At 63.0% G+C, this 2686-nt stretch carries 2 protein-coding genes and 1 pseudogene; 2 read left to right on the plus strand and 1 reads right to left on the minus strand.

Annotated features, from left to right (window positions below):
• Nucleotides 1-383: 383 nt before the first annotated feature.
• Nucleotides 384-524, plus strand: a pseudogene (locus tag IGS67_RS14460) (putative RNA methyltransferase); the annotation flags it as partial.
• Between the two features lie 48 nt (nucleotides 525-572).
• Nucleotides 573-1235: a methyltransferase domain-containing protein gene (locus IGS67_RS13530; RefSeq protein ID WP_197077863.1), complete on the plus strand. Its 663-nt coding sequence runs from the start codon at nucleotides 573-575 to the stop codon at nucleotides 1233-1235.
• Nucleotides 1236-1282: 47 nt separating this feature from the next.
• On the opposite strand, the gene tet(Z) is transcribed toward IGS67_RS13530, so the two are convergent.
• On the minus strand, nucleotides 1283-2437 hold the full coding sequence (gene tet(Z), locus IGS67_RS13535) for a tetracycline efflux MFS transporter Tet(Z) (RefSeq protein WP_010889965.1): 1155 nt from the start codon (nucleotides 2435-2437) through the stop codon (nucleotides 1283-1285).
• Nucleotides 2438-2686: the final 249 nt, after the last annotated feature.

Below are 2686 nucleotides of genomic sequence, written 5' to 3' on the forward strand. Positions count from 1 at the left end.
ACCGGCTACACCGCTACGCTGCGACCTGCTGCGTAATCACACCCCGTGTCCAAGATCCGGGGGTAGGGCCCGGTCTCGTCACCATGTTTCCACCTCTGAAGCGTGGTACGTATGCGACCAGCCGCTGGGCATGCCCCTGGATTGCTTTGACGTTTCTCGTCTTCGCGATTGCGTCCGGAATCATCTTGCTACTTCGCTACGGATACCCCGTGTAAGGCAGTCCTGTACCCGTAAATGTGCAAGACGGCTCCTAAGACTTCAACCAACTTTCCAACTCCGGATCCCACAAGACCGCCGATGACTGTGTGAGAGTCGTTGTCTCGCCCCCAGAAGGCCGAGATCGTCTTTGACACCGTCGTTCGACCGAAGAGAGGTAGACCATCATGTCAGCCCTGGCCGCACCTGGCCTCAGCGCTATCCGTGACTCACTCCGGTGCCCGATCTGCGCCGGTCGCCTCGAACTGACACCGGGGGCACTGCGTTGTCGTCAGCGACACACCTTCAACATCGCTCGGCACGGCTACGTCAGCCTACTGTCTGGGACTAATGCGATCAGCGGGGATGATGCGCCGATGATCCAAGCTCGAGAACGTTTCCTCGCGACCGGCGCCTACGAGCCGATACGCCGGGCCGTCTCGACGATGGTGTCTCATACGATCCCTCGTGATGGCATAGTTCTCGATGTTGGCTGTGGTACCGGCTACTACCTCGCCGGTGCGCTCGACAAAGTGACCGGGGCTCGCGGCCTGGGGCTTGACTCCTCGGTGCGTGCGCTGCGGGTCGCTGCGCGCGTCCACGAGCGAGCAGCCGCAGCGAGCTGGGACGTGTTCCGCCCGTATCCGTTGGCCGACCAGTCGGTGGATGCTGTGCTGAACATGTTCGCTCCGCGCAACCCCGGCGAGTTTCACCGGGTCCTCCGCCCGAACGGCAGCCTGATCGTGGTGCGTCCGACGGTCGACCACCTGGCCGAGTTGCGCCGCGATGTGCCCGACTCGGTGACTATCGATGTTTCCAAGGAGCAACGCCTGCATGACGCCCTGGCACCGTTCTTCGAACAGGAGCGAGATCAACACGTCGGCTACATCGCAGAGATTGAACCGCAAACGGCTCGCGATCTGCTCGGAATGACGCCGAGTGCGCGGCACATCACCCCGGCAGAGGTCTCGGACGACGACCTGCCCGAGCGAGTCACCATATCCGTGCTTGTCAGCTCATACCGGCTACGGGAGACTTGACTGGTGGCAGAGCGATCCCGTCGCATCGGGATGGCACCTTAGCGCGGTTATCGAGATCGCCGTGAGGCGCATGTCTCACGGATCATCAGGAGGGCGCAGAGAACGTAGAGCGCTGCGGCGCAGATCCAGAGGGTGCCGTCTGCATTCGTTCGGGTGAGTGCGAAAATGCCGGTGAAGGTGACCGGGCCGATGATCGAGGTGAGGCTGTTCAGGCTTGCAAGTGTTCCCTGCAGGCGTCCCTGCTGCTGCTCGGGCGCGCGTCTCGAGAGCAGCGTCTGCAGTGCGGGCAACGTGATGCTGCCGAGTCCGAGCGCTGCGAGGATCGGTAGCATCGCCCATGTGCTGGCGATGAGGGCAAGGCCGATGAGCCCAATGGCGTCTGCGGCGATACCGACGAGGATCGCCCGGGTCTCGCCGATCCGGGACACGATGCGTCCGGTCAGTGCCGCCTGCACGAATACTTGCACCATTCCGAAGATGGATAGCGAAACGCCGACTTCGACGGGGTTCCAGTCGAGGCGCTGCTGCGTGAAGAGCACCCAGGTGGAGCCTGGTGCTTGGCCGATGAACTGCACGATGCCGAAGACTGCGAGAAGGATAAGCATCCCCGGCACTGCGGTTCGCTTCGCCGTACCGGGTTGCTGTGCGTGCGAGCCGTTGCTGCCCGGTGGCCGCGTCTCACGCAGAAGACTCGCGCTGAGTACGAGGGTGATTCCGGCGAGCGCGGCGGCGACGAGGAATGGCAGATGCGGTGAGACCCCGCCGAAAAGACCGCCAATGGCCGGACCCGCGATCATGCCACCGCCGTAGCATGCGCCGAGCCACCCGTAGCGTTTTGCGCGCTGATCCGGCGGAGTAATGTCGGCGATCACCGTCGCGGTGACGGCGTTCGTGGCGCCGGTAATGCCTGCAACCGCGCGGGCGAGGTAAAAGACCCACAGCGTGTCCGTCAGTGCGAGCACGAGGTAGTCGATCGTCGCGCCTGCGAGGGAGGCGACAAGCACGCGGCGGCGTCCGAAACGGTCAGAGAGTCGGCCAAGGATCGGGGCGCAAAGAAACTGCATGATCGCATAGAGCGCTGTCAGTAGTCCGACGTGCAGTGGGATCATGTCGTCGGGGGCACCGACCTGGTCGAGAAGGGTAGGCAAGATCGGCATCACGAGGCCCAGCCCTGCAGCATCGAGGGTCGCCGTGATGAGCACGGCTGTCAGGATTCCATGATGAGAGTAGCGAGCAGTCACTTTATCTAAGATAAAGTTATCGATGATAAAGTGCAACTATGACTCACCACCGGAAGCGTCTCGACCGCACGTCCGTGTTGCTCGGGGCCCGGCAGGTGCTCGACGAGACTGGGCTCGATGGCTTCACCACTCGCGCGCTGGCGGGGGCCCTACCCCCGGATCTTGGACACGGGGTGTGATTACGCAGCAGGTCGCAGCGTAGCGGTGTAG

This window comes from Flavimobilis rhizosphaerae (assembly GCF_014852685.1).
GTDB classification, from domain to species: Bacteria; Actinomycetota; Actinomycetes; order Actinomycetales; family Cellulomonadaceae; genus Flavimobilis; species Flavimobilis rhizosphaerae.

What these genes read in the sequence shown, in the direction of transcription:
- IGS67_RS13530 (WP_197077863.1), top strand. Translation starts at nt 573, where the DNA reads ATGATCCAAGCTCGAGAACGTTTCCTCGCGACCGGCGCCTACGAGCCG.